This window comes from Roseateles saccharophilus (assembly GCF_004342485.1).
Classification (GTDB): Bacteria; Pseudomonadota; Gammaproteobacteria; order Burkholderiales; family Burkholderiaceae_C; genus Pelomonas; species Pelomonas saccharophila.
The window spans coordinates 16,849-40,241 of sequence record NZ_SMBU01000019.1 but is presented as its reverse complement, the minus strand read 5'-3'; the positions used below and the strand labels follow the sequence as shown (position 1 = coordinate 40,241).

28 protein-coding genes are annotated in these 23,393 nt (G+C 68.5%); 24 read left to right on the top strand and 4 right to left on the bottom strand.

All coding sequences use genetic code 11. From position 1 onward, the window contains the following. The first annotated feature begins 63 nt into the window (after positions 1–63). From EV671_RS15860 to tolA, 15 genes are read left to right on the top strand one after another with little or no spacing between them, the layout of a single operon-like run. Complete coding sequence (locus tag EV671_RS15860) at positions 64–612, top strand: GspH/FimT family pseudopilin (RefSeq protein ID WP_132573452.1); 549 nt, start codon at positions 64–66, stop codon at positions 610–612. 45 nt (positions 613–657) lie between these two features. After that, the gene (locus EV671_RS15855; RefSeq protein ID WP_132573450.1) at positions 658–1,170 is read left to right on the top strand and encodes a type IV pilin protein; all 513 of its coding nucleotides are present in this window, start codon (positions 658–660) and stop codon (positions 1,168–1,170) included. Between the two features lies 1 nt (position 1,171). Then, on the top strand, positions 1,172–1,765 hold the full coding sequence (locus EV671_RS15850; RefSeq protein WP_165917595.1) for a pilus assembly FimT family protein: 594 nt from the start codon (positions 1,172–1,174) through the stop codon (positions 1,763–1,765). Then, entirely contained in the window at positions 1,759–2,517 is a 759-nt protein-coding gene (locus tag EV671_RS15845) for a PilW family protein (RefSeq protein ID WP_132573446.1), read from the top strand. Before EV671_RS15850 ends, EV671_RS15845 begins: the two co-directional genes overlap by 7 nt. Continuing rightward, a complete protein-coding gene (locus tag EV671_RS15840; RefSeq protein ID WP_277592414.1) occupies positions 2,508–3,803 on the top strand; it encodes a pilus assembly PilX family protein in 1,296 nt (431 codons plus the stop codon). The genes EV671_RS15845 and EV671_RS15840 overlap by 10 nt, the downstream gene beginning before the upstream one ends. 8 nt (positions 3,804–3,811) lie before the next feature. Next, positions 3,812–5,122, top strand: a complete 1,311-nt coding sequence (locus tag EV671_RS15835; RefSeq protein WP_132573442.1) for a type IV pilus modification PilV family protein — start codon at positions 3,812–3,814, stop codon at positions 5,120–5,122. 26 nt (positions 5,123–5,148) lie between these two features. Beyond that, entirely contained in the window at positions 5,149–6,180 is a 1,032-nt protein-coding gene (gene ribD, locus EV671_RS15830; protein WP_132573440.1) for a bifunctional diaminohydroxyphosphoribosylaminopyrimidine deaminase/5-amino-6-(5-phosphoribosylamino)uracil reductase RibD, read from the top strand. Between the two features lie 24 nt (positions 6,181–6,204). Further along, positions 6,205–7,302, top strand: a complete 1,098-nt coding sequence (gene ribBA / locus EV671_RS15825; RefSeq protein WP_132573438.1) for a bifunctional 3,4-dihydroxy-2-butanone-4-phosphate synthase/GTP cyclohydrolase II — start codon at positions 6,205–6,207, stop codon at positions 7,300–7,302. Positions 7,303–7,319: 17 nt separating this feature from the next. Then, positions 7,320–7,793 (top strand): 6,7-dimethyl-8-ribityllumazine synthase, encoded by a 474-nt coding sequence (ribH, locus tag EV671_RS27455; RefSeq protein ID WP_243655759.1) that lies wholly within the window; start codon positions 7,320–7,322, stop codon positions 7,791–7,793. Then, positions 7,790–8,293, top strand: a complete 504-nt coding sequence (gene nusB, locus EV671_RS27450; RefSeq protein ID WP_243655758.1) for a transcription antitermination factor NusB — start codon at positions 7,790–7,792, stop codon at positions 8,291–8,293. The genes ribH and nusB overlap by 4 nt, the downstream gene beginning before the upstream one ends. After that, entirely contained in the window at positions 8,293–9,483 is a 1,191-nt protein-coding gene (locus EV671_RS15815) for a pyridoxal phosphate-dependent aminotransferase (RefSeq protein WP_132573436.1), read from the top strand. The genes nusB and EV671_RS15815 overlap by 1 nt, the downstream gene beginning before the upstream one ends. Next, positions 9,480–9,878, top strand: a complete 399-nt coding sequence (ybgC, locus tag EV671_RS15810; protein ID WP_132573434.1) for a tol-pal system-associated acyl-CoA thioesterase — start codon at positions 9,480–9,482, stop codon at positions 9,876–9,878. Before EV671_RS15815 ends, ybgC begins: the two co-directional genes overlap by 4 nt. Further along, positions 9,875–10,552 (top strand): protein TolQ, encoded by a 678-nt coding sequence (tolQ, locus tag EV671_RS15805; protein WP_132573432.1) that lies wholly within the window; start codon positions 9,875–9,877, stop codon positions 10,550–10,552. Before ybgC ends, tolQ begins: the two co-directional genes overlap by 4 nt. A gap of 1 nt (position 10,553) precedes the next feature. Continuing rightward, a complete protein-coding gene (gene tolR, locus EV671_RS15800; RefSeq protein ID WP_132573430.1) occupies positions 10,554–10,991 on the top strand; it encodes a protein TolR in 438 nt (145 codons plus the stop codon). After that, on the top strand, positions 10,991–11,842 hold the full coding sequence (tolA, locus tag EV671_RS15795; protein ID WP_132573428.1) for a cell envelope integrity protein TolA: 852 nt from the start codon (positions 10,991–10,993) through the stop codon (positions 11,840–11,842). Before tolR ends, tolA begins: the two co-directional genes overlap by 1 nt. On the opposite strand, the gene EV671_RS15790 is transcribed toward tolA, so the two are convergent. The 4 genes from EV671_RS15790 to EV671_RS15775 are packed head-to-tail and all read right to left on the bottom strand — an operon-like array spanning position 11,826 to position 14,139. Further along, the gene (locus tag EV671_RS15790) at positions 11,826–12,314 is read right to left on the bottom strand and encodes a DoxX family protein (RefSeq protein WP_243655757.1); all 489 of its coding nucleotides are present in this window, start codon (positions 12,312–12,314) and stop codon (positions 11,826–11,828) included. The genes tolA and EV671_RS15790 overlap by 17 nt on opposite strands. Then, on the bottom strand, positions 12,311–13,009 hold the full coding sequence (locus EV671_RS15785; protein WP_165917593.1) for an HvfC/BufC family peptide modification chaperone: 699 nt from the start codon (positions 13,007–13,009) through the stop codon (positions 12,311–12,313). Before EV671_RS15785 ends, EV671_RS15790 begins: the two co-directional genes overlap by 4 nt. Beyond that, positions 13,006–13,860, bottom strand: a complete 855-nt coding sequence (bufB, locus tag EV671_RS15780) for an MNIO family bufferin maturase (RefSeq protein ID WP_132573424.1) — start codon at positions 13,858–13,860, stop codon at positions 13,006–13,008. The genes EV671_RS15785 and bufB overlap by 4 nt, the downstream gene beginning before the upstream one ends. 3 nt (positions 13,861–13,863) lie before the next feature. Further along, positions 13,864–14,139, bottom strand: coding sequence for a BufA1 family periplasmic bufferin-type metallophore (locus EV671_RS15775; RefSeq protein ID WP_132573422.1), 276 nt, complete (start codon positions 14,137–14,139; stop codon positions 13,864–13,866). Positions 14,140–14,251: 112 nt separating this feature from the next. On the opposite strand from EV671_RS15775, the gene EV671_RS15770 reads away from it, so the two are divergent. The 9 genes from EV671_RS15770 to EV671_RS15730 all read left to right on the top strand — a co-directional run bounded on the left by EV671_RS15770 (position 14,252) and on the right by EV671_RS15730 (position 23,372). Continuing rightward, positions 14,252–14,833, top strand: a complete 582-nt coding sequence (locus tag EV671_RS15770) for a sigma-70 family RNA polymerase sigma factor (protein WP_132573420.1) — start codon at positions 14,252–14,254, stop codon at positions 14,831–14,833. Then, complete coding sequence (locus EV671_RS15765) at positions 14,830–15,024, top strand: anti-sigma factor family protein (protein WP_132573418.1); 195 nt, start codon at positions 14,830–14,832, stop codon at positions 15,022–15,024. Before EV671_RS15770 ends, EV671_RS15765 begins: the two co-directional genes overlap by 4 nt. Before the next feature lie 102 nt (positions 15,025–15,126). Then, positions 15,127–17,652: a GspE/PulE family protein gene (locus EV671_RS15760; protein ID WP_132573416.1), complete on the top strand. Its 2,526-nt coding sequence runs from the start codon at positions 15,127–15,129 to the stop codon at positions 17,650–17,652. A 216-nt stretch (positions 17,653–17,868) separates the two neighbouring features. Further along, a complete protein-coding gene (locus tag EV671_RS15755; protein ID WP_132573414.1) occupies positions 17,869–19,602 on the top strand; it encodes a GspE/PulE family protein in 1,734 nt (577 codons plus the stop codon). Between the two features lie 166 nt (positions 19,603–19,768). Then, positions 19,769–20,995 carry a type II secretion system F family protein gene (locus EV671_RS15750; RefSeq protein ID WP_132573412.1) on the top strand — a complete coding sequence of 409 codons (1,227 nt, stop codon included), beginning with the start codon at positions 19,769–19,771 and terminating at the stop codon, positions 20,993–20,995. A 149-nt stretch (positions 20,996–21,144) separates the two neighbouring features. Further along, positions 21,145–21,519: a type II secretion system protein gene (locus tag EV671_RS27785; protein ID WP_132573410.1), complete on the top strand. Its 375-nt coding sequence runs from the start codon at positions 21,145–21,147 to the stop codon at positions 21,517–21,519. 6 nt (positions 21,520–21,525) lie between these two features. Next, the gene (locus tag EV671_RS15740) at positions 21,526–21,972 is read left to right on the top strand and encodes a prepilin-type N-terminal cleavage/methylation domain-containing protein (protein WP_132573408.1); all 447 of its coding nucleotides are present in this window, start codon (positions 21,526–21,528) and stop codon (positions 21,970–21,972) included. A 37-nt stretch (positions 21,973–22,009) separates the two neighbouring features. After that, positions 22,010–22,570 carry a type IV pilus modification PilV family protein gene (locus EV671_RS15735; protein WP_132573406.1) on the top strand — a complete coding sequence of 187 codons (561 nt, stop codon included), beginning with the start codon at positions 22,010–22,012 and terminating at the stop codon, positions 22,568–22,570. Beyond that, positions 22,548–23,372 (top strand): prepilin-type N-terminal cleavage/methylation domain-containing protein, encoded by an 825-nt coding sequence (locus EV671_RS15730; protein WP_132573404.1) that lies wholly within the window; start codon positions 22,548–22,550, stop codon positions 23,370–23,372. Before EV671_RS15735 ends, EV671_RS15730 begins: the two co-directional genes overlap by 23 nt. Positions 23,373–23,393: the final 21 nt, after the last annotated feature.

Here is a 23,393-nt window from a genome sequence, read left to right as displayed (position 1 = left end):
GAAAGACTCGGCGGAGCCTGCTTCCTAGAGTTCGTTCCACAGCAACGAACCGAAGGCAGCACCATGAAGCTCACCACCAAGATCCGCCGCAGCAGCCGTGGTTTCACCCTGGTCGAGCTCTGCGTCGGCCTCGGCATCGGCGCCGTGCTGATCGGCCAGGCCCTGCCGGCCATGAACCAGATGTTGCAGGAGCGTGCGCTGCGGGCTGGCGCCGAAGCGCTGGCCAGCGACCTGCGCTTCGCCCGCAGCGAAGCGGCGCGGATGAGCAACTCGGTCCACTTCCGAGTCAGCAACAAGGGCGCCAATGCCTGCTACATGCTGCACACCGGCGCCCGCAACGATTGCGACTGTGCCGCCGGCCAAGCCGTCTGCAGGACGCCGGGCAGCGAGGTCATCAAGGCCGAATGGCTGCCTGCCAGCCAGCCCCTCACGCTGCGCAGCAACGCCGAGACGCTGACATTCCAGCATCGCCAGGGCCTCGTGACGCAGACCGGCAGCATCGAGCTGAAGCTGGCCAGCGGCAGCGGCGTGCGGCAGGTGATCGCGATAACCGGCCGCGTGCGCAGTTGCTACACCGGCCCGAGGATGGCAGGCATGACGAAATGTGCCTAAACCCTTCATTCATGGTGGCGCCCGACCAGCGGTAGTAGAACCCGGATGAACGGCATCCGCATAACGGAGCATCTGGAGTGCCCTGCCGAGAATCCATCCATGCGCCAGCCTCTTCGTCGGGCCCGGCAGGGCTTCACACTGATCGAGCTGATGGTGGCCGTCGTCATCGTCGGCATCCTCGCTGCCGTCGCCTACCCGGCCTACACGTCCTTCGTGCAACGCGGCCGGCGCGCGGATGCGATGGCGGTGCTGACGGCAGTCGTTCAGGCGCAGGAGCGTTACCGAGCCAACAACAGCGCCTACGCATCGAGTCTGGACGCACTCAATGTGGACGCCAGCGCGATCACATCGAATTACGACGTCAGCACCGCAGGAGTCGGCAATCCGGCTTCGCTGGTGTCGGGCTATGTGGTGACCGCTGCAATCAACGCCTCCGGCCGGCAAAAGAACGACACGGTCTGTGCACAGATGAGCGTGCAATTGGACGGTGCCAAGTTGCAATACCTTGCCTACGACACCACCAATGCCGACACGCGCTTGGCCTGCTGGGGGCGTTGACATGAGGCAGCTCCATTCGATCGCCATGGCCGCTCGTCGACGGGGCCTCACGCTGGTGGAGATTCTGGTGGCTCTGGCCGTGCTTGGCGTGATCGCCGCCGCCGCTGCCCCCTCCTTGGCGGAGATGATGGAGCGCCGCCGCGTCGTGGCTGCCACCCAAGAGCTGGCCAGTATCTTCAGCTATGCGAAGTCCGAAACAAATGTCACTGGCGCTGTGCTGAACCTGCACCTTGAGCCGTCAGTTGACAGTCAAGTCAGTTGCGCACGTCTGGTGACGCAGAGTTCCCGGGATACCTGCGGTTGCAACGTCGCCACCAGCGATGCCTGCTCGCAAGTCAAAGGAGCCAGCGTCACGTTGCGTGAATTCCTGTTGCCCAAGAGTACGGGCGTTTCCTTTGTGGCCTCGGCAGTTTGGGGGGCTGGCGGCAACGTGCTGAGTTTCTCGCGCAACGTCCATTACACGAACGTGCAGAATTTCCAACTCACGGTGACAGGGCAGCGCACTGGCGCCCAACTGCGCATCGAATACAACGACCTCGGGCGTGTGCATGTCTGCGCGCCGAGCGGCAGCTTGGGCGGTTATCCAGCATGCTGATGAAATACATCCGCCAGCGTCAGCGCGGCCTGGGGCTGGTCGAGCTGATGGTGGGCATTACGGTCGGCCTGATCGTGGCGGCAGGGGCTTCGCTGGTCGCGGTCAACCAGATCAACGAGCACCGCCGGCTGATCCTCGAAACCCAGGTCCAGCAGGACTTGCGCACCGCCGCGGACCTGCTGCAGCAAGAGATGCGGCGCGCCGGTTTTCGGGGCCAGGCCGATCTCGGGGTCTGGGCGCCGGCCAAGGCCGTTGGGAGCCTGACGGAGCAAAGCCCAGGAACGGCCGGCGTCAACCAGTACGCACCGCTGACGGTGACCGTCGACTCGACGACCGGCACGGTTGTGAGCTATCTATATGCCCGGCAGGATCCAGTCACCCTCAAGTACAGCCCGACCGGCACGCCATCGAGCAACGAGCAATTCGGGTTCAAGTGGGACAAGACGACGGAGGTGCTCTACATGCAACTCGGCGTGGGTGCCGACGGACAGCCGAACTGGCAACCCATTACCGACCCCGACAATCTGCGGATCAAGGATTTCCGCGTGAATGTGACCAGCACCGCCATCAACCTGGGCGGTTTTTGCGATCAGCCCTGCGATTTGCCCGGCACGCCGAATTGCCCCAGCCAGGCTGTACGCGAAGTCAATTTCAAGATCGTGGGTCAGGCCAAGCACGATGTGAACGTCGTCAGGACGCTGTCGGGCACCGAGCGCATGCGTGCCGAGACGATCACCGGAGCGTGCCCGTGAGGCCAAGCAACCTACACCTGTCGGGAATACGTGAGCGCGGCGCTGCAACGCTGATCGTGGTCATGGTGCTCTTCCTGGTCATGGCCCTGCTTGCGGCCTACGCCAACCGGGGACTGCTGTTCGAGCAGCGCATCGCGGGCAGCTATGCGCGTGCAGCCCTGTCCCAGGAGGTCGCAGAAGGCGGCATCGAATGGGCACTGGCCCAGTTGAACGGGCCGGCCATCGATGCCAATTGCCAGCCTCTGGCCGTGGGCGGCCAGCGATTTGCCGACAAATATCTGCAGATCAACCCCAGCGACCGCAGCATCGTCCTGACGAAGCTCAATTACGCGCCCATTTTCGCTGACTGCACGCGCGACAACGCAAACGCCGGTTGGGCCTGTCGCTGCCCGGCCATCAACACTCGCGTCCCGCCGGCCGCGGCAGGCGGGACGGACCTGATACCGAGCTTCGGCATCCGGGCGATAGCCGGGTCTCGTGGCGGCACCATCCAACTGATTTCGACCGGCTGCACGGACAGCGTGGTCGACAATTGCGCGGGCTCCAACGCTTCCAGCCGCAGCACGTCGCAGTGGGCGATGGTCAGGTTCAATTCGACGATCGCCCTCGTCAGCGCCGTGCGCACGCCTCCGGCCACTCCCCTCGTCGTCAAGGGCAACCTCGACATGACGGGCGCCGGCCTGGGCCTGCACAACACCGACCCGCGCTCGGCAGGCCTGCTGCTGGACATCGGGGGCAGTTGGTCGGGCATGAACAACGCCCGCATGCAGAGCGTGCCCGGAACGGATCCCAGCCAGGCGAGCATCCAGAACGACCAGGCACTGAGCGCCGCCCCTGACGTCTTCAAGATGTTCATGGGAGCCACGCCGACCCGCTATTTCCAGCACCCGTCGCTGCGCACCGTGACCTGCAGCGGCGACTGTTCGAACGCGCTGCAGACCGCTTACAACGCCGGCTCGCGCATCCTTTGGGTTGCCGGCTCCATGAGTTTCAGCAGCAACAAGACGATCGGCTCACCCGGCGACCCGGTGCTGATCATCGCCGACGGCAATATCAGCCTGGATGGCCCTTTCATCCTGAACGGCATGCTGGTGGCGACCGGCAACCTGAGCTGGAACAACGCCGGGGGCGCCACCTTGCTGATCAACGGCATCGTGCTGGTCGGCGGAAGCATGCAGACCAGCGGCGCGATGGATATCGCCTACCAGCAGGCCATTGCCGACCAGTTGACCAATCGCATGGGCAGCTTCGTGCGCGTGCCCGGGGGCTGGGTCGACAATTACTGAACGTGGCCATGAAATCCAAGCACATCACCCCTCGCGGCACCCCAGGGCCTCGGCGCGGCGTCACGCTGATCGAAGCCCTGGTCGCCCTGTTGGTGATGTCCTTCGGCATGGTGGCGCTGGTGGGCTTGATGGCCAATTTGCGTCGTAGCGGCGACGTGGCCAGGCAACGCGGCGACGCCATGCGGATCGCCCAGGGAGAACTGGCAAACCTGCGGTCATTCGCCGTACTCACGTCCACGACAACACCGGACTACGACAACAGCATCGCGTCCCTCGCCCCATACGATGTCACGGGCCAGGACCTGAACACGACCTATACGCTCACGCGGGCTGTGACGCCCCTCATCCAGGGATCCGGCGAGCCGCGCGCGCGTACCATGTCGGTCACCGTCTCCTGGCAGGATCGTGCCGACCAGCAGAGCAGCATCAAGCTGGACAGCATCGTGTCCCGCACCGACCCCGCTTTCTCCGGCGCTACGGGCATCGCGCCGCCGACCAATGGCATTCGGACGCCCAGCGGTCGCCATCCGGCGGTCCCCGTCGATGCCAAGGACCTGGGCAACAAAAGCAGCGCCTTCCGCCCGGGTGGCGGCGGCACCGCCGTGTGGGTGTTCAACAACCTGACCGGCGCCATCACGAGCATCTGCACCATTCCGGTCGACACGCCGGTGTCGTCGCTGACGGCCAGCGACGTGGCGGGCTGCACCAGCACGACGGCCTTTCTCGTCAGCGGCACCATCCGCTTCTCCGCCACCAGCCCAGCCAATCCGACGACGCCTGAGGCGCTTGCACTGCCCTCGGTATCGGCCATGGTGAGCCTGATACCCAGCCAATTCTCGGATCCCAGCGACAAGACAAAACTGGCCCCCAACGCTGGCTACGCGGGAACCCCGCAGTGCTTCAGCGATGCGCCATCCAGCCCCGATGCCACGCGCAGCTTCGTCAACTACAACTGCATCGTCTATCCCAACACCCAGACCACGCCCAACTGGTGGGGCCATGTGTTGCTCACGGGACTGAATGTCGGCACCGACGCCACGCAGTTCCGCGTCTGCCGCTACAGCGCCGACTACAACGGCAACGGCTACACCTTCACCCCCAACGCGACGGCTGGCTACGCCTATCTCGCCGGCACCACGCCCAGCTATTTCCTGATCGACAACGAAGAGCACCCGGACATCTATCGAGGCGTGACCTACTCGTTGACCCGGCAGAACTTCCTCGTCGTCCGTGGCGACGTCGCCTGCCCCGCCGCGCCGGCGCCAAGCCCTTCTGCGGGCATCTTCGTCGACTACAGCACCCTCCAGCTGCAGCCCTAGCCCGGAGCCCTGGCTAGACTGGGCGCATGCCCGCCCCCGATATTCCCGCTGCGCTGCACCAGGCCCTCGCGCTTGCCGAGAGCGCCATCGGCCTCACCGATCCCAATCCCCGCGTCGGCTGCGTCATCCTTTCCGCCGATGGCGCGGTCCTTGGCGCCGGCCACACCCAGCCCGCCGGGCAGGCGCACGCGGAAATCATGGCGCTGCGCGATGCGGCCTCGCGCGGTCACGACCTGCGCGGCGCGACCGCCGTCGTCACGCTGGAGCCCTGCTCCCACCAGGGCCGCACGCCCCCCTGCTGCGACGCACTGATCGCCGCCGGCATCGCCCGCGTCGTCGCGGCCATCGAGGACCCCAACCCCGAGGTCGCCGGCCGGGGCCTGGCCCGAATGCGCGCGGCCGGCATCGCGGTCGAACTGGCAGACGCTGATCTGGCCGATGCCGCACGCGAGATCAATATCGGCTTTTTCTCCCGGATGCAGCGGGCCCGGCCCTTCGTGCGCCTCAAGTCGGCCATTTCGCTGGACGGCCGCACCGCCCTGCCCGATGGCCGCAGCCAGTGGATCACCGGCGCGGCCGCCCGCACCGATGGCCATGCCTGGCGCAGGCGCGCGGGTGCGGTCCTGACCGGCATCGGCACCGTGCTGGCCGACGACCCGCGGATGGACGTGCGCCTCGTGCCGACCGCAAAACAGCCGCTGCGCATCATCCTGGACCCACAGGGACGCATGCCTGCTGCGGCGCGCATCCTGCAGCCGCCGGGCGAGGTGCGCGTCGTCGGCCCCGGGCGGGCCGACCTGGCTGCTCTCTTGACCGAACTGGGCACACAAGGCATCAACGAACTGCATGTCGAGGCGGGCCCGACGCTGTCAGGCGCCTTCATCGACGCTGGCCTCGTGGACGAACTGCTGGTCTACCAGGCGCCGATGCTGATCGGCGAGGGCCGCCCGCTGGCCCAGCTCGCTGCACTGGCCGGGCTGGACGAGGCCCGGCGCTGGCGCCGGGTCGAGGCCACGGCCGTCGGCCAGGATCTGCGCCTTCGCTTTCGACCGACCTAGGGTCGCCACCTACAATCGCAAGCTATGCCCATCTCCCCCATCCCCGAGCTGGTCGCCGAGCTGGCCGCCGGCCGCATGGTCATCCTCGTCGACGAGGAAGACCGCGAGAACGAAGGCGACCTGGTCTTCGCGGCCGACCTCGTCACGCCCGAGGCCATCAACTTCATGGCCAAGCACGGCCGCGGCCTGATCTGCCTGACACTGCCGCGCGAGCATTGCGAGCGCCTGCAGTTGCCGCCGATGACGCGGCGCAACGGCGCCCAGCACGGCACGGCCTTCACCGTCTCCATCGAAGCCGCCACCGGCGTCACGACCGGCATCTCGGCCGCAGACCGCGCGCGCACCGTGCAGGCCGCCGTCGCCGCCGACGCCAAGGCCAGCGACCTCGTCCAGCCCGGCCACATCTTCCCGCTGCAGGCCCAGGACGGTGGCGTGCTGATGCGCGCCGGCCATACCGAGGCCGGCTGCGACCTGGCCCGCATGGCCGGCCTGTCGGCCACCTCGGTGATCTGCGAGATCATGAAGGACGACGGCACGATGGCGCGGCTGCCGGACCTCGAGATCTTCGCGGCCGAGCATGGGCTGAAGATCGGCACCATCGCCGACCTCATCGAATACCGCAGCCGCCACGAGAGCCTCATCACGCGCGTCGCCCAGCGCCGCCTGAACACGGCCCAGGGCGAATTCGACTGCCAGGTCTTCAGCGACCGTACCGGCGCCACCCATCTCGCGCTCAGCCACGGTGCCTGGAGCGCCGCCGACGAAGTTCTCGTGCGCGTGCACGAGCCGCTATCGGTGATGGACCTGCTAGAAGCCGGCGCCTGCGGCCATTCCTGGGGCCTGCCCGCGGCGCTCGCCGCGCTGGCTGCGAGCCCGGCCGGCGTCGCCGTGCTGCTGAACTGCGGCGAGGACGCCGCCGGCGTGCTGGCGCGCGCCCAGTCCGAAAAGCCCACGCCGGCCTCGCGCGGCGCGATGGACCTGCGCACCTATGGCGTCGGCGCCCAGATCCTGAAGGCCCTCGGCGTGCACCGCATGAAGCTGCTCGGCAGCCCGCGCCGCATGCCCAGCATGACCGGCTATGGCCTCGAGGTGGCCGGCTTCGTCGCCCCCCCCAACTGCTGACGCTGGAGAGACTCGCGATGCAAGATTCCGACCAAGGCCGGCCCGGCTTCGAGGGTGCCCTCGATGGCAGCGAGTTGACGATCGCCATCGTGCAGGCCCGCTTCAACGACTCCATCACCTCGGCCCTGGCCAGCGCCTGCCTGGCCGAGTTGTCTCGCCTGGGCGTGCCCACCGAGGCCATCCGCCACGTCACCGTGCCCGGTGCGCTCGAGGTGCCGCTGGCCCTGCAGGCCCTGGCCGAGAGCAACGACTGCGACGCGCTGATCGCGCTGGGCTGCATCATCCGCGGCGAGACCTACCACTTCGAACTGGTCGCCAACGAGAGCGGCGCCGCCGTGACGCGCGTCGGCCTGGACCACGGCATCCCGATCGCCAACGCGATCCTGACCGTCGAGAACGAAGCCCAGGCCTGGGCCCGCGCCGAGCCCAAGGGGCGCGACGCCGCCCGCGTCGCCGTCGAGATGGCCAATCTGCTGAAAGAGATCGAGTGAACGCACCGCAAAAGACCGCATCCAAGACGGCCGCCCAAACAGGCAAACCCGTTGCCGCCAAGCGCGCGACCGCCAAGTCCGCCCGCCGCCGCTCCCGCGAGGCCGCGCTGCAAGGCCTCTACCAGTGGCTGCTGACCGGCGAGGACATCGGCGCCATCGAAGCCCTGGGCCGCGAGCAGGACGGCTATGCCAAGCTGGACGTGAAGCACTACGACGCGCTGCTCGGCGGCTGCGTGCAGGAGGCCGCCGACCTCGACGTCATCCTCGCCCGCCATGTCGACCGCAAAACCACCGAGCTCTCGCCCATCGAGCACGCCATCCTGATGATCGGCGCCTACGAACTCAAGCACTGCCTCGACATCCCCTACAAGGTCGCGATCAACGAGGCCGTCGAGCTGGCCAAGGCCTTCGGCGGCACGGATGGCCACAAGTATGTGAACGGCGTGCTGGACCGCGCGGCCGGCGACCTGCGCCCCCTCGAGGTGGCCGCCAGGCGCTGATGAAGCTCGCCGCGCGGCTCGACCGCATCGAGCCCTTCTACGTGATGGAGCTGGCCAAGGCCGCGGCCCAGGTCGCTGCCGGTCCGCTGTGCGACCCGGCCAGGGGCGGCCGGCACATGATCCGCCTCAATATCGGCGAGCCCGACTTCGGCGCCGCCCCGGCCGTGCGCGAGGCCGCCGCCCGCGTCGCCCAGGGCCCCACGCCCTATACCGATGCCCTTGGCCTGCCGGCGCTGCGCGAGGCCATCGCGCGCTGGTACGGCCAGCGCTTCGGCCTCGCCATCGCGCCGGAGCGCATCGCGATCACGGCCGGCGCGTCGGCCGCGCTGCAGCTCGCCTGCCTCGCCCTCTTCGGGCCTGGCGACGAGGTGCTGATGCCCGACCCCTGCTATCCCTGCAACCGCCACTTCGTGACGGCCGCCGACGCCACGCCACGCCTGCTGCGCACCGGCGCGGCCGAGCGCTTCCAGCTCGACGCCACTCAGGTGCGCGATGCCTGGACGCCCGCCACCCGCGGCGTGCTGCTGGCCTCGCCGAGCAACCCGACCGGCACGTCGATTGCGCCCGAGGTGCTGGCCGACATCGCCGGCTTCGTGCGCAGCCAGGGCGGCGTCACCGTCGTCGACGAAATCTATCTGCCGCTGAGCTACGAGGAGCATTTCAGCCATAGTGCGCTCGGGCTTCCCGATGGACTGGGCGAGGACATCGTCTCGGTCAACAGCTTCTCCAAATACTTCGGCATGACCGGCTGGCGCCTGGGCTGGCTGGTGCTGCCCCAGGCCCTCGTGCCGGCCATCGAGCGCCTGGCGCAGAACCTCTACATCTGCCCCTCCACACTGGCGCAGAAGGCGGCGCTGGCCTGCTTCGAGCCCGAGTCCATCGCCGAATTCGAACGCCGCCGCGCCGTGCTGCGCGAACGCCGCGACTACATCGTGCCGGCACTCGACGCGCTGGGCCTGAACGTGCCGGTGCCACCCGACGGCGCCTTCTACGCATGGATGGACGTGAGCCGCTTCCACGCCGACAGCTGGGCCTTCGCCCACGAACTGCTGCAAAGCGCCCAGGTTGCGCTGACGCCCGGCCGCGACTTCGGCGTCGCCGACCCGCAGCGCTGGATGCGCCTGTCCTTCGCCTCGTCCATCGAGGACCTGCAGGAAGCCGTCGCCCGGCTGCGCAAGGTGCTCGCATGAACTTCGAATTCCCCATCCGCGTCTACTGGGAAGACACCGACGCCGGCGGCATCGTCTTCTATGCCAACTACCTGAAGTTCTTCGAGCGCGCCCGCACCGAATGGCTGCGTGCGGCCGGCGTCGAGCAGCACCAGCTGCGCGAGGAGACCGGCGTCATCTTCGTCGTCGCCGCCACCAGCCTGCGCTATCTGGCGCCGGCCCGGCTCGACGACCTGCTGACCGTCACCGTCGAGCCCGGGCCCGCCGGCCGCGCCAGCCTCGTCGTGCGCCAGCGTGCGCTGCGTGGCGACACCGTGCTGGCCGAAGGCGAGATCCGCATCGGCTGCGTGCGTGCCGAAGACCTGAAACCCCAACGCCTGCCCGACACGGTCGTCGCGGCGATCACTTCCGCATGAATCAAGACCTCTCCATCGTCTCCCTGATCCTGCACGCCAGCTTCGCGGTGCAGCTCGTCATCGCCGGCCTGCTGCTGGTGTCGCTCGCGAGCTGGAGCGTCATCTTCGGCAAGCTGATCGGCCTGGGCCAGATCAAGCGCCGCAACGACGCCTTCGAGGCCGAGTTCTGGAGCGGCAAGAACCTCAACGACCTCTACCAGTCGGTCGGCAACCGCACGGATGGCGCGCCGCTGGAGCGCATCTTCGCGTCCGGCATGCGCGAATTCCTGAAGCTGCGCGAGAAGCGCGTGGCCGACACCGGCGCGCTGCTGGACGCCGCCCGCCGCGCGATGCGCGCGAGCTTCCATCGCGAGCTGGACGCGATGGAGAGCAACTTGTCCTTCCTCGCCTCGGTCGGTTCGGTGTCGCCCTATGTCGGCCTGTTCGGCACCATCTGGGGGATCATGCACGCCTTCGTCGGCCTGTCCAACCTGACCCAGGTGACGCTGGCCACCGTCGCGCCCGGCATCGCCGAGGCCCTTGTGGCCACGGCCATCGGCCTGTTCGCCGCCATCCCCGCGGTGCTGGCCTACAACCGCTTCGCGCGCCAGATCGACCGCAGCGCCATCACGCTGGAGACCTTCATCGAGGAGTTCTCCAACATCCTGCAGCGCAACTCCACGCAGGGCCATTGAGATGGCCGCCACCGTCAGCCGAGGAGGCGGCCGCCGGCGCCGCACGATGAACGAGATCAACATGGTCCCCTTCATCGACGTGATGCTGGTGCTGCTCATCATCTTCATGGTCAGCGCGCCGCTGATCACGACCGGCCTCGTCGACCTGCCCAGCGTCGGCAAGAGCCGGCAGCAGCCCGAGCATGTCATCCAGGTCATCGTCGGCACCGACGAGAAGCTGAAGATCAAGATCGACCAGCTCGAGCCCGAATCCATCCCGGTCAACCGCCTGGCCGAGCGCGTGAAGAAGGCCCAGGGTCGCGACGAGACCAACCCGGTCGTCATCTCGGCGGACAAGAACGTCAAGTACGAAGCAGTCGTCCAGGTCATGGACACGCTGCAGCGTGCCGGCGTGCAGCGCGTCGGCCTGGCCGTGAAGAGCGGCGCCTCCGGCAACTGATGAGCACCGCGACACTTCGCCCTCCCGAGGTAGCCGGCATCGGCCGCGGCCTCGTGCTGGCGCTGCTGGCCCACGGCCTGCTGATCCTCGCGCTGAGCTATGGCCTGCACTGGCGCAGCGACAACTCACCGGCCTTCGAAGCCGAGCTGTGGGCGGCCGTGCCCACCGTCGCCGCGCCGCGTGAGGAAGCGCCGCCCGAGCCGGAACCCGAGGCACCCAAGCCCGACCTGAAGGCCCAGCAGCGCGCCGAGGCGGAAGCGGCCGAACAGCAGCGCGAGGCCGAAATCGCCATCGCCAAGGAAAAGAAACGCAAGGACAAGGCCCGCGAGGAAGCCGCCAAGCAGGAGCGCGACAAGGCGGCCAAGGAAAAAGCCGACAAGGAAAAGGCGGACAAGCTTGCCAAGGAAAAGGCCGAGCAGGACCGCAAGAAGGACAAGGCGGCCAGAGACGCTAAGGAGGCGAAGGAAGCCAAGGACGCCGACGCCAAGCGTGAGGCGCTGCGCCAGGAGAACCTGCGCCGCATCCAGGGCATGGCCGGCGGCACGCCGGGCTCGACCGGCGCCGCGGCTCAGAACGCCGCGCCGTCGGCCGGCTGGACGGGCAAGGTCAAGGGCAAGATCAAGCCGCTGATCATCTATTCGGGCGACAGCGCGGCCAACCCGAGCGCTGACGTTCAGGTTGCGCTGGCGCCGGACGGCCGCATCCTGGGCAGCAAGATCGTCAAGGCCAGCGGCGATCCGGAGTGGGATCGCGCCGTGTTGCGCGCCATCGAAAAGGCCGAGAGCCTGCCGCGCGACGTCGACGGCCGCGTGCCGTCGGTCATTCTCCTGGGCTTCACGCGGAACGAGTAGCCATCCAACGGTCGACGGACCAGCGACCTGCGCCCCACAGCGCGATGACCACGGCCAGCACGCCCCACAGCACATGCTGCAGTTCACCGGCGGGCGACAGGTCCTCCGCCGGCAGCGAGAGCGCGGCCATCAGGTTGACGACGAACAGCCCCGCCCCGGCGAAGCGCCCCGCCAGGCCGAGCACCAACAGCACCGGTATCGCCAGCTCGCCCGCCGCGCCCATATAGGCCGCGAGCGTCGGCGGCAGCAGCGGCACCTGGTAGTAGTCGTGGAACAGGGCCAGCGTGGCCGACCAATCGCGCAGCTTGGTCAGGCCCGACGTGAAGAAGATGTTGGCCACATAGAGCCGCGCCGCCAGCAGCACAAGCGACTGCAGATGGCCGACGAGGATGTCCAGCGCCGCCGGCATGCGGGTGGGCGCCAGGCCCGGGTCGGTGAAGGCGCGCAGCGTCGCGGAGATCAGAGCTTTCATGGTGTCGTCGTCCTGTGCGTGGGTGCCGTCCTGACTCCTTGCAGCCAGGCGTTGTGCAGCGCGGCTTGCAGCCATGCGCCGAAGTCGAAGTCGGCTTCGGGCGCCAAACCTTTCACTGCCGCGGCCTCGAGGGCGGCGGCAAGATTCACGTCGCCCAGCAGCGCCTGCATGAAGGCCGCCTCGCCGGCCTGCAAGGCCTGCCAGGCGCCGCGCCAGCCCTGACGCCAGACGAGCACCGGTCCGCCCGACTGCGCCAGCAACGCCACGCCGGGCCGCAGCTGCAGCCACAGACCCTCGGGCGGCGTGTCGCCGAGCCGGGCGAGCGACTCGGCGTCGAGCTCCGCATCGGCGGCCCGCTCCGCCTGGTGCAGGGCCCAGTCCAGCCGGGCCAGGTCCGGCAGTCCAGAGTCCTCGCCGGCATGCTCGACCAGAAAACCCGCGAGCGCCCCGCCCCACTGCGCCAGGTCGCCGCGCACGGGCGGCTGGGCGCGCCAGAAGCTCCAGGCCAGCGCCGCGAACTCGTCCTCGCCCAGGGCCTCGCGCAGCCGCGCGAAGGGCACGGCCAGCGCCTGGGCGGACAGTGCCTGCACATTGCCCCGGTAGGCCGTGAGCCCGCGCGCGCCGCCGCTCAGGCCGGCAGGCGGCTCGCCACGGCCCAGCAGCGCGTCGACCAGGGCCTGCTGCGCCGCCTTCATGGCTGCAAGGCCCGCGCCCGGCCGGCCTCGGCCAGCAGCACGTCGAGCTCGGGCAGGGACGTATCCCATTCGATCAGCGCCGGCACGGGGCCGAAGCGCCCGACCGCATGGGCATAGGCACGCCAGACCTCGTCGCGCACGCGGCTGCCGTGGTCGTCGATGACGAGGCCGTCTGGCCGCTCGCAATGCCCGGCCAGGTGGATCTCGCCGACGCTGCCGGGCCGGATCGCATCGACCCAGCGCATCGCCTCGCGCGCGGCGGCTTCAGGCGCGTGGCCGTCGTTGCGCGCATTGACGAAGAGGTTGTTGACGTCCAGCAGCAGGCCGCAGCCGCTGCGCCGCGTCAGCTCGTTGAAGAACTCGGGCTCGGCCAGCGTGTCGCCGGCCCAACCGACATAGGCACTGATGTTCTCGACCAGCATGCGCCGGCCGAGGCGCTGCTGCACCTGCTCCACATGCCGTACCAGCAGGGCCAGCGACTCGTCGGTGAAGGGGATGGGCAGCAGGTCGGCCGCATGCAGGCCCGAGCCGACGCGCGCAAAGCTGGCGTGGTCGGACACCCAGTCGGGCTGCACCCGCTGCACGAGGCGCGCGAGGCGCTCCAGATGCCAATCGTCCAGCCCGGCGGCCGAGCCCAGGCCCAGGCCCACGCCGTGCAGGCTGACGCGGTAGGCCTCCCGGCCGGCATCCAGCACGGCCAGCGTGGCACCGCCATCGGCGAAGAAGTTCTCGGAATGGACCTCGATGAAGCCGAGGCCAGGGCGCTGCTCCAGCAGCGCCTCGTAATGGGGCTGGCGCCAGCCTATGCCCACGAGGGCCCCGGCCGGCGCCTGGGAGGAAGCCGCCTGCAAGGCTTACTTCTTCATCTTGGCCTTGGCTTCTTCGAGCGTCGTGCCGCCGGCGCTCTTGCAGCTGCCCTTGGCGACGTACTTCCACTCGTCGACGCCGTTGTCGACCTTGTTCAGGCCGGCGCAGGCATGGCTGCCGCTGAGGTTGGCGCAATCGTTCTGGCCGGCCTTGGCGATGCCGAAGCATTTTTCCTTTGCCTTGTCCTGGGCCTGAGCCTGGGCGACGAAACCGAGGGACAGGGCGGCGGCAAGGGCCGAGGACACGAGGGCTTGGGTCTTCATGGACAGGTCTCCAAAAGCTTGAGGGTGGGAAGGCGGCCGATGATGCGGCGGCAGGGCTGAAGTCGCAAGACGCCGCCCAATCCTTACACTGCCCGCCGTTCACTGCATCGCCATGACAGCCTCTCAGGACTACTGCCGCCAGATCGAAGCCCTGCGCCCGGCCTTGCTGAAGTACGCGCGGCTGCAACTGCGCAACCCGGCCTGGGCGGAGGACGCCGTCTCCGACACCCTGCTCGCCGCGCTCGAGAAGCCCCAGGCCTTTGCGGGCCAGAGCCAGCTCAAGACCTGGCTGATCGGCATCCTCAAGCACAAGCTCATCGACCAGATCCGCAGGAACAGCCGCGAGCTGTCGACGACAACCGGCACTGACGACGACGCCGACCTGGACGAGCTGCTGTTTGCCAGCAACGGCCACTGGCGCGAAACCCAGCACGACTGGGGCAACCCCGAGGACGCTTTGCGCCAGATGGACTTCATGAAGGTGCTGGAAGCCTGCGTCGAGAAGCTGCCCGGCCAGCAGGGCCGGCTCTTCATGATGCGCGAGTGGCTGGAGCTGGACTCGGACGAGATCTGTAAGGAACTGGCCATCACGCCGACCAACCTCTGGGTCATGCTGCACCGTGCCCGGTTGAGGCTGAGGGACTGCCTGCAAGCCGGGTGGTTCAGTGCCGCATCTGCCGGAGGAGCGAATTGATCAAGCTGATGATCAACTGCCGCGAGGCAACACAGATCACGCTGCAGGCCGAGGACCGCTCGATGCCGCTGGCCGAACGCCTGACGCTGCGCCTGCACCACCGCATCTGCGGCAACTGCCGCCGCTTCGCCCGCCAGGTGCAGCTGATGCGCCAGGCCAGTGCGCGCTGGCGCCAGTACACGCAGGAGTGAAGCCGGGGCGCGGCCCGCATCCGGGCTGCAACAGGTCCTGATCGACGCCGGCGCATGCGCGGCGGCCCTCCATAATCGGCGCCACTCCATTTGCGCGAGCCCATGACCGACCCGTACCAGCCCCTGCCCTGGCCCGATGGCGACGCCGACACCGCCGGCCCGGGCGGCCAGCTGTCCGGCTTCCTCTGGCCCAGCCCTCCCTACGCGGCCTACCCGCAGGCCCAGACCCAGCGCGGCTCCGAGGCCTGCGAGATCCTCGGCCTGAACAACAGCCGCAGCAACGGCCAGTTGCTGGCGCTGGACGCGAGCGAGCGGCTCGTCACCATCAATGTCCCACCGGCACGCAACGGCATGCCGCTGAAGTTCAGCCAGTTCCGCGCGATCAAGCTGCTGAACCCGGTCGTCGTGCCGCCGCGCCATGCCAGCGACCTGAACTCGCCGCTGAGCGTCGACCAGCGTCCGCGCAGCGACTTCCGCATCGTCTTCACCGGCGGCGACGAGCTCAAGGGCGTCACCATCGGCCACCAGCACGACAAGCTCGGCCTCTTCCTGTTCCCGCCGCTGTCCGACAACGACGACTCGGTGCGCCGCGTCTTCATCCCGCGCGAGGTGCTGGCGCATTTCGAGGTCGGCGAGCGCATCGGCGACCTGCTGCTCAAGGACAATCTCGTCACGCCCGAGCAGCTCAACGCCGCCGCCGTCGAGCAGACCGGCCTGCGCCAGAAGCGCGTCGGCGACATCCTCGTCGACAAGCACATCGTCACCGCCGCGCAGTTGCTGCAGGCCATCGAGCAGCAGGCCAGGATGCCCATGGTGCGCATCGGCGAGGCGCTGCTGGCCCTGGACCTGGTCACGCCGGAGCAGCTGGATCAAGCCCTGGTGCAGCAGCGCAACGACCGCTCCGTGCCGCTGGGCGAGCTGCTGGTGCGCAAGGGCATCATCAGCCGCGCCCAGCTGCAGTCGGCGCTGGCACGCAAGATGGGCTATCCGGTCGTCGACGTCGAGAACTTCGCCATCGAGCCCGACGCAGTCCGCAAGCTGCCCTACGCCGTCGCCAAGCGGCTGGAGGTGCTGCCCCTGGTGCTGCGCGACGGCCGCCTGATCGTCGCGATGGAGGACCCGACGCGGCGCGACGCCATCGACGAGGTCGAGTTCATCACCCAGCTCAAGGTCATCCCGACGCTGACCAGGCTCGGCACATTGCAGTTCACCGTGCCGGCGACCTTCGAGCGCTTCGGCAGCGACGGGCCGCAGCGCAACGACGCCCCGCTGCCCGACTTCCAGCCCGACTTCCCGCTGGAGAGCTCCAACAAGCTGATCGAGAGCCTGGAACGCGACAGCAGCGAGCGCAGCAGTAAGGAGGACGAGTCGCCCATCGAGCAGAGCGACAACTCGCTGGTGCGCCTCATCAACACGATGATCATCGAGGCCCACGGCCAGGGCGTGTCCGACATCCACATCGAGACCTACCCGGGCCGCGAGAAGCTCAAGATCCGCTTCCGCCGCGACGGCGTGCTGCAGCCCTACCTCGAGCTGCCCCACACCTACCGCAACGCGATGATCGCGCGCATCAAGATCATGTGCGACCTGGATATCTCCGAGCGCCGCAAGCCGCAGGACGGCAAGATCAACTTCGCGCGCTTCTCGGCCCAGCACAAGCTGGAGCTGCGCGTGGCCACCATCCCGACCAACAACGGCCTGGAAGACGTCGTCATGCGCCTGCTGGCCAGCAGCAGGCCCATCCCGCTGGATCGCATCGGCCTCACGCCGGCCAACCTCGCGGCGCTGCAGACGGCCGTGGCCCGGCCCTACGGCATGGTGCTGTGCGTCGGCCCGACCGGCTCGGGCAAGACGACGACGCTGCACTCGGCGCTGGCCCACATCAACACGCCCGACCGCAAGATCTGGACGGCCGAGGACCCGGTCGAGATCACCCAGGCCGGGCTGCGCCAGGTCCAGGTCAACCCCAAGATCGACTGGACCTTCGCCAAGGCCCTGCGCGCCTTCCTGCGCGCCGACCCCGACGTCATCATGGTCGGCGAGATCCGTGACCAGGAGACCGCCGAGATCGCCGTCGAGGCCTCGCTGACCGGCCACCTCGTGCTGTCCACGCTGCACACCAACAGCGCGCCCGAGACCATCACGCGGCTGCTGGACATGGGCATGGACCCGTTCAACTTCGCCGACTCGCTGCTGGCCGTGCTGGCCCAGCGCCTGGTGCGGCGCAACTGCACGGCCTGCCAGACCAGCGGGCCGATGGGCGAGGCCGAAGTCGGCGAGTTGCTGGATGACTATCTGCACGTTTTCCCGGCCGAGGCGCGGCCGGCCAAACCTACGCTGATGGCCGACTGGATCAAGAACCACGGCAAGGACGGGCGGTTGATGAAGTTCACGAGCCCCGGCTGCCCGACCTGTGGCAGCAGCGGCTTCAAGGGCCGCGCCGGCCTGCACGAACTGCTGACCGTCTCCAGGAACCTGCGCCGCCTGATCCAGACCGGCGCCCGCGCCGAGGAAATCCACAACGCCGCGCTGGCCGAGGGCATGCGCTCGCTGCGCCAGGACGGCATCGTCAAGGTGCTGCAGGGCGTCACCACCCTCGCCGAAGTCCACGCCACCAGTAACACATGACCGGGATGGCCCACCCCCGACGCGCTTCGCGCGCCCCTTCAAGGGGGCTGAGCCCGGACACAAACAGTCCTGAGGACTGTTTGTGCCTGGCGAAGGACAAGGCCTCTGGCCTTGGCAACTGCCAGCGGCCCGGCAAAGCCGGTTCCGCGGCAGTCGCTGGGGAAGGCACTCTTGCGCTTCGAGTCTGCTACCTGCCACCCATGAGAGCCTGATCCGATGAGTGAAGCGTCCGCTGAAACCGCTGCCGCACCGCGCCCGAAACTGCGCCTCGGCGACGTCCTCGTCGAGCAGCAGCTGATCTCGTCCGAGCAGCTCACGCAGGCGCTGGAGCTGCAACGCGCCACCGGCAAGAAGCTCGGCCGCATCCTGATCGAGGCCAACCTCATCACCGAGGAGGCCCTGGCCCACGTGCTGGCCCGCCAGCTGCGTGCACCCTTCGTCAACCTCAAGACCTTCCCGCTCAAGACCGAGCTCGTGCGCCTGCTGCCCGAGACGCCCGCGCGGCGCTTCCGCGCCGTCGTGCTGGAGGAGCGCGGCGACACGCTGCTGGTCGCGATGGCCGACCCGCTGGACCTGTTCGGCTTCGACGAGCTGGCCAAGATCCTGAAGCGGCGCCTGGCCATGGCCGTCGTCGCGGACAGCCAGCTGCCCGCCGTCTTCGACAAGCACTACCGCCGCAGCGACGAGATCTCGGGCCTGGCCAAGGCGCTGGAGAAGGACATCGGCGACGCCGTGGACTTCGGCACCCTGCAGGCCAGCGTCGGCCAGGAGGGCGCGCCGGTCGTGCGGCTGCTGCAGTCCGTGTTCGAGGACGCGACCCGCGCCGGCGCCTCCGACGTGCACATCGAGCCGCAGGAAGGCGAGCTGCTGATCCGCAACCGCGTCGACGGCCTGCTGCAGACCCTCACCCAGGCCGACAAGCGCATCGCGCCGGCCCTGGCCCAGCGCCTGAAGCTGATGGCCGGCCTGGACATCTCCGAGAAGCGCCTGCCGCAGGACGGCCGCTTCACGCTGCGCCTGTCCGACCGCACGCTGGACGTGCGGCTCTCCACCATGCCCAGCCAGTACGGCGAGTCCGTCGTCATGCGCCTGCTCGGCCAGGGTTCGGCGTTGCGCCGCCTGGGCGAGATCGGCATGCCGGACGACATGCTCAAGCGCTTCCGCGAGCTGCTGGGCCGCGACTCCGGCATGATCCTCGTCACCGGCCCGACCGGCTCCGGCAAGACCTCCACGCTGTACGCCGCGCTGGCCGAACTGGACTCCGAGAAGCAGAAGATCATCACCGTCGAGGACCCGGTCGAATACCGTCTGCCCGGCCTGACCCAGGTGCAGGTCAACGACAAGATCGAGCTCGACTTCGCCCGCGTGCTGCGCGCCGCGCTGCGCCAGGACCCCGACGTCATCCTCGTCGGCGAAATGCGCGACGCCGAGACCGCCGAGATCGGCCTGCGTGCCGCCATCACCGGCCATCTGCTGCTGAGCACGCTGCACACCAAGGACACCGTCTCCACCCCCTTCCGGCTGCTGGACATGGGGGCACCGCCCTTCATGGTCGCCACCTCGCTGCAGGCCGTGCTGGCCCAGCGCCTGCTGCGCGGCGTCTGCAAGCACTGCGCCGAGCCCCACCTCGCCACGCCGCAAGAGCAGGCCTGGGTCAACGAGGTGCTGACGCTGAACGGCGAGACGCCGGCCCCCGTGCCGAACGTCAAGGGCCGCGGCTGCTCCGAATGCAATGGCACCGGCTACCAGGGCCGGCGCGGCATCTACGAGATGCTGGAGCTCGACCCCGACATGGCGCTGGCCATCCAGCGCAGCGAGGCGGGCGACTTCCTGACTGCGGCGCGCCGCTCGCTGAAGGGCCGGACCCTGGCCGACCGCAGCCTGGCCCTGGTGCGCGAGGGCAAGACCTCGCTGGCCGAGGCGGTGCGCATCAGCGTGGATACCGAGTGAATCGGCCCCTCGCCCAGTCCCGCGCCGCAGAACGCGGGCAAGCCTGGTCGGTCCCCCTAGGGGACGGCGATGCTTGCGGCGTTGAGCCGCAAGCACATCGCCCGCGGGCCGGCTTGGGACGGCCCGGCGCTCGGCCCACGGTTTCAAGTCACTACGGTCGACCGACATGAACTTCGCGTTCAAGGGCCGCAACGGCCGCGGCGAGCTCGTTGAAGGCATCGTCGATGCCGTCAGCAGCGACGCGGTGGCCGCCCAGCTGATGGCCGGCGGCGTCGTGCCAGTCAGCATCGAGGCGACGACCGAGGCGGTCAGCGTTGCGGGCGGTGGCTGGCTGGAGGCCCTGCTGGCCAGGCCCGTCACGCTGGACGACACCTTGGTGCTGACGCGCCAGATGTACACGCTGCAGAAGGCCGGCGTGCCCATCCTGCGCTCGCTGGCCGGGCTGGAGGCGTCCACTTCCCACCCCGGCATCATTAGCCTGCTGCAGGACGTGCGCGCCAGCCTCGACCAGGGCCGTGAGCTGGCCACCGCCTTCGCCCGCCATCCGGCCGTGTTCAGTCCCTTCTTCGTCGCGATGACCCGGGTCGGCGAGCTGACCGGGCGGTTGACCGAGGTCCTCAAGCGCCTGTCCGAGCATCTGGAGTTCGAGCTCGACATCCGCGCCCGCATCAAGCAGGCACTGCGCTACCCCGTCATGGTCATCTTCGCGATGGCCATCGCGCTGGTCATCATCAACCTCTTCGTGCTGCCCAAGTTCGCCGAGGTCTTCGCCCACTTCAAGAGCGAGTTGCCGCTGATGACGCGCATCCTGCTCGGCTTCTCGGCCTGGACGGTGCGCTGGTGGCCACTGGTCGTCGCCGGCGGCATCGGCGCCGGCCTGGCCTGGCGCAACTGGATCGCCACGCCGGGCGGCCGCTACGCCTGGGACCGTTTCAAGCTGCGCCTGCCCATCGCCGGCAACATCGTGCTCAAGGCCACGCTGGCCCGCTTCGCGCGCAGCTTCGCGCTGGCCAACAGTTCGGGCGTGCCCATCAGCCAGGCCATGACGGTCGTCGCGCAGACCGTGGACAACGCCTACATCGGTGCCCGCATCGAGCAGATGCGCGACGGCGTCGAGCGCGGCGAGAGCATCTCGCGCTGCGCCACGGCGACCGGCGTGTTCACGCCGATCGTGCTGCAAATGATCGCCGTCGGCGAGGAGACCGGCGAGCTCGACACGCTGATGACCGAGATCGCCCAGATGTACGAGCGCGAGACCGACTACGCGATCAAGGGCCTGTCCGCCGCCATCGAACCCATCCTGCTGGCCATCATCGGCGTCATGGTGCTCGTGCTGGCCCTGGGCGTCTTCCTGCCGCTATGGAACCTGGGTCAGGCCGCGATGGGCCGTTGACGGCCCATTTCGTGTGACGCTTGCAACGGTTTGCATGTCGACTGCAATCGGTGCGCCAACCCGTGCGCAATTCACTGTTCAAGGCCGCCGAGCCTGGCCGATAGTTGTGTCATCCCCCGACCACAGCGCCACGCGCAGGAAGAACCTTCATGAACAAGACTCGGCAAGCCGGCTTCACCCTCATCGAGCTGGTGATGGTCATCGTCATCCTCGGCGTCCTGGCCGCTGTCGCCCTGCCCAAGTTCGTCAGTGTTGATTCAGATGCGCGAGCATCGGCGCTGAATGGCGTGGCAGGCGCACTGAGTTCGGCCTCGGCCATCAACTACGCCTCTCGCAAGGCCAACAGCACCAAAGGCAATGCCGTCGCCAACTGCACCGACGTCGCCACCTCCATGCAGGGCGGCCTGCCTACCGGTTACACCATCACGGCGGCCACCGTCGCGGTGGATGCCACGGTCTCCTGCACGCTGACGCAGACCACCGGCGGTGCGACCGCGACCTTTACCGCCACCGGCATCAGCTGATTCGTCATGCCGCGCAGCTTGCGTGGCTTCACGTTGATCGAGCTCATCCTCGTCATCGTGATCACGGCCGCCCTGGCGGTGTTCGCCCTTCCAAAGCTGGTGGACACGACGCTGTGGCGGCTGCGTTCATTTGGCGACGACCTGCAGGCCCGCCACCAGGCCATGCTCAGGCTGGCGCTGCAGCAGCGCCGCCCCATCATCGCCACCATCACCGGCAGCGGCGTCAGCTGGGCCTATGGCAGCGGCACGGCGATCTCGGCCCTGCCCTGCCCGGCCACCGAGAGCCCCTGCATCGCCGAGGGCGGCAGCCGCACGGTGACCTTCAACAACGCCAACAGCGGCGCCACGGCGACCAGCACGGGCGCGGCGATGACGGTCACCGTTGCCTCCGGCAGCTACAGCCAGGCCTACCGCATCGAGGCGGATACCGGGCTGATCTACCCCACTCCTTGAGGCTCGCGCGATGCAATGCTCGGCTAGCATCCCGCACATGCCGGCCCTGCACCCCGGGCAGCGCAAGCGCGGCCTGACCCTGATCGAGTTGCTGCTCTTCGTCGTTGTCGTCGGCATCGCGCTGAGCGCGATGCTGCGGGTCTTCACCACCGCCACACAGGCCAGCGCCGATCCGGTGATCCGGCGCCAGGAGCTGGCCATCGCCGAATCGATGCTGCACGAGGTGCAGTTGATGCCGATGACCTGGTGCGACCCCACGGATGCCAATGTCGAGATCGCCACCTCGGCGTCGGGTTGCGCGTCGCTGGCCGAATCGCTGGGCCCCGAGCCCGGTGAATCCCGCTATGGCCCGACCTATTTCAACAATGTCAACGACTACGCCGGCTTCTCGATGAGCGGCATCCGCGACATCGGCAACGCCGCCGTGGCCGGCCTGACGGGCTATGCCGTCTCGGTGGCCGTGGCGCCCACCGCGCTGGACACGCTGACCGCAGGCGGCGAAGCCCTCAAGATCACCATCACCGTCACCGGCCCAGACGCCAGCACCCTGGTGCTGCAGGGCTGGCGCACCCGCTATGCCCCGCAGTCGCCGTACTGAAGGCTTCGCCGCCAGGCGTGCACAGGGCTTCACGCTGATCGAGGCCGTGATGGTCATCGCCATCACCGGCGTCGTCGTCGGCATCGTGTCGATCTTCATCCTGCCGGCGACGACCGCCTATTTCTCCAGCGCCACGCGCGCCCAGTTGACCGACCAGGCGGACACCGCGTTGCGCCGCATCGCCCGCGATCTCGCGGTCGCCCTTCCCAACAGCACAAGGGTCTCATCCAGCGCCCTCAGCCTGGAGTTGATCCCGGTCAGCGGCGCCGCCCGCTATGCCGTCGAGTCTGGCGACGTGCTGCGGTTCGGGGTGGCCGACACGAGCTTCGACATCGTCGGTCCCCCGCTCACGCTGCAGAGCGGCAACCAGCGCTTGGCCTGGTACAACCTCGGCGCCGGGGTGCCGGACGCAGACGCCTACACGCTGTCCAACGTGCGCATGGCGTCCAACGCGGCAGGCAGCGTCAGCAACGTCAGCATCAGCGGCGCGGCGCTTCCCAATGCGCTGCAGGCACCGCCGTTCCGCGTCTACGCCATCGAACAGCCGGTCACCTACCGCTGCGACCTCACGGCCGGCACGCTGACCCGCTATGCCGGCTATGGTTTCTCCAGCACTCAGCCGGACCCACCCGCCGGCGGCAGCAGTGCCGTGCTGGCGCGCAACGTGACCGGCTGCCTAATCTCCTACGACCAGCCCGCCATCGCGGCGCGCTACGCCTTCGTCACGCTGCGCCTGCAGCTGAGCGCCAACAGCGAGACCGTCTCGCTCTACCACACGGTCCATGTGGACAACCTGCCCTGACCATGCGAGCTCGCGGATTCA

Excerpts from the sequence above, each read along its gene's own strand:
- EV671_RS15730 (WP_132573404.1), top strand. The coding sequence starts at position 22,548 with ATGCCCCGCAGTCGCCGTACTGAAGGCTTCGCCGCCAGGCGTGCACAG.
- tolQ (WP_132573432.1), top strand. The coding sequence starts at position 9,875 with ATGAATCAAGACCTCTCCATCGTCTCCCTGATCCTGCACGCCAGCTTC.
- EV671_RS15855 (WP_132573450.1), top strand. The coding sequence starts at position 658 with ATGAACGGCATCCGCATAACGGAGCATCTGGAGTGCCCTGCCGAGAAT.
- EV671_RS15815 (WP_132573436.1), top strand. The coding sequence starts at position 8,293 with ATGAAGCTCGCCGCGCGGCTCGACCGCATCGAGCCCTTCTACGTGATG.
- EV671_RS27785 (WP_132573410.1), top strand. The coding sequence starts at position 21,145 with ATGAACAAGACTCGGCAAGCCGGCTTCACCCTCATCGAGCTGGTGATG.
- ybgC (WP_132573434.1), top strand. The coding sequence starts at position 9,480 with ATGAACTTCGAATTCCCCATCCGCGTCTACTGGGAAGACACCGACGCC.
- tolA (WP_132573428.1), top strand. The coding sequence starts at position 10,991 with ATGAGCACCGCGACACTTCGCCCTCCCGAGGTAGCCGGCATCGGCCGC.
- EV671_RS15845 (WP_132573446.1), top strand. The coding sequence starts at position 1,759 with ATGCTGATGAAATACATCCGCCAGCGTCAGCGCGGCCTGGGGCTGGTC.
- ribBA (WP_132573438.1), top strand. The coding sequence starts at position 6,205 with ATGCCCATCTCCCCCATCCCCGAGCTGGTCGCCGAGCTGGCCGCCGGC.
- tolR (WP_132573430.1), top strand. The coding sequence starts at position 10,554 with ATGGCCGCCACCGTCAGCCGAGGAGGCGGCCGCCGGCGCCGCACGATG.
- EV671_RS15770 (WP_132573420.1), top strand. The coding sequence starts at position 14,252 with ATGACAGCCTCTCAGGACTACTGCCGCCAGATCGAAGCCCTGCGCCCG.
- EV671_RS15750 (WP_132573412.1), top strand. The coding sequence starts at position 19,769 with ATGAACTTCGCGTTCAAGGGCCGCAACGGCCGCGGCGAGCTCGTTGAA.
- EV671_RS15740 (WP_132573408.1), top strand. The coding sequence starts at position 21,526 with ATGCCGCGCAGCTTGCGTGGCTTCACGTTGATCGAGCTCATCCTCGTC.
- EV671_RS15760 (WP_132573416.1), top strand. The coding sequence starts at position 15,127 with ATGACCGACCCGTACCAGCCCCTGCCCTGGCCCGATGGCGACGCCGAC.
- EV671_RS15850 (WP_165917595.1), top strand. The coding sequence starts at position 1,172 with ATGAGGCAGCTCCATTCGATCGCCATGGCCGCTCGTCGACGGGGCCTC.
- EV671_RS15755 (WP_132573414.1), top strand. The coding sequence starts at position 17,869 with ATGAGTGAAGCGTCCGCTGAAACCGCTGCCGCACCGCGCCCGAAACTG.
- ribD (WP_132573440.1), top strand. The coding sequence starts at position 5,149 with ATGCCCGCCCCCGATATTCCCGCTGCGCTGCACCAGGCCCTCGCGCTT.
- EV671_RS15835 (WP_132573442.1), top strand. The coding sequence starts at position 3,812 with ATGAAATCCAAGCACATCACCCCTCGCGGCACCCCAGGGCCTCGGCGC.
- EV671_RS15775 (WP_132573422.1), bottom strand. The coding sequence starts at position 14,139 with ATGAAGACCCAAGCCCTCGTGTCCTCGGCCCTTGCCGCCGCCCTGTCC.
- EV671_RS15790 (WP_243655757.1), bottom strand. The coding sequence starts at position 12,314 with ATGAAAGCTCTGATCTCCGCGACGCTGCGCGCCTTCACCGACCCGGGC.
- ribH (WP_243655759.1), top strand. The coding sequence starts at position 7,320 with ATGCAAGATTCCGACCAAGGCCGGCCCGGCTTCGAGGGTGCCCTCGAT.
- EV671_RS15735 (WP_132573406.1), top strand. The coding sequence starts at position 22,010 with ATGCCGGCCCTGCACCCCGGGCAGCGCAAGCGCGGCCTGACCCTGATC.
- EV671_RS15860 (WP_132573452.1), top strand. The coding sequence starts at position 64 with ATGAAGCTCACCACCAAGATCCGCCGCAGCAGCCGTGGTTTCACCCTG.
- EV671_RS15785 (WP_165917593.1), bottom strand. The coding sequence starts at position 13,009 with ATGAAGGCGGCGCAGCAGGCCCTGGTCGACGCGCTGCTGGGCCGTGGC.